Annotated in this window: 1 protein-coding gene; it reads right to left on the bottom strand. The window is 47.1% G+C overall.

The window, feature by feature from the left end; all coding sequences use genetic code 11:
- Positions 1-694 (bottom strand): IS630 family transposase (locus RW114_RS20815; protein ID WP_340124633.1); only part of this gene is annotated, 694 nt, incomplete at both ends.

The raw sequence follows: 694 nt of genomic DNA, 5'->3' as shown, positions 1-694 counted from the left end.
TCTGCTTGTTCGGTCACCTTATTGCATCTTTGGTAACGTGCGTTGTCCATGATAAGTGTTAATGGGATGTTGGTGTATTTTTGCTTGAGCTTGATGAGCAAATCCACAATCGTGTCAGAGTTAATGTAGGCCTCATTGGTTACGGTGACCAAATCGGTGCCTTTTACGCTAAATGCTCCAAGAACATTGTAACGTCTACGTCCGCTGGATGACTTGAGGAATAGCCGCTCAAAACACCAAAGCATTCCCAAAAAAGCGCCCATTACAAAGTGCGCAGCATCGACGAAGAAGACTTTGCGCTGGCCTTGTTTTTCTTCTTCCAGTAAAGGTTCAAGCTCATCGTTTAAAAAATCAGTTTGCTTTTGTGGGTCGGCTTTTGCTGGAATAACGCCCATTTTGCGGAACTTCATACCCAGACGCTTGCGCATGAAGTCACGGCAAGCACTGGGACCTAATTTGATTCCGGTCAGCACCTCGATTTCATGAGATGCTTCGGAGACAGTATGAGGAGGCTGTTTTAAAAAGTGCGATTTTATTTGATCGTGATAAGGCTGCAATGAACTGACCGGACGATGGGTGCGCGACACACCAAGCGCGGCTAAGCCGCCCTCGTCATAGTCTTTTAGGTAACGCGTCACACTGTCAGCACTGGTGCGGGCAATGCGTTCGATTTCCTTATGTGATAAGCCCAGTG

The sequence above is a fragment of the Methylobacter svalbardensis genome (genome assembly GCF_037671525.1).
Classification (GTDB): Bacteria; Pseudomonadota; Gammaproteobacteria; order Methylococcales; family Methylomonadaceae; genus Methylobacter_A; species Methylobacter_A svalbardensis.
The sequence above is the reverse complement of the archived record's forward strand: the minus strand, read 5'-3'. Positions and strand labels throughout refer to the sequence as shown.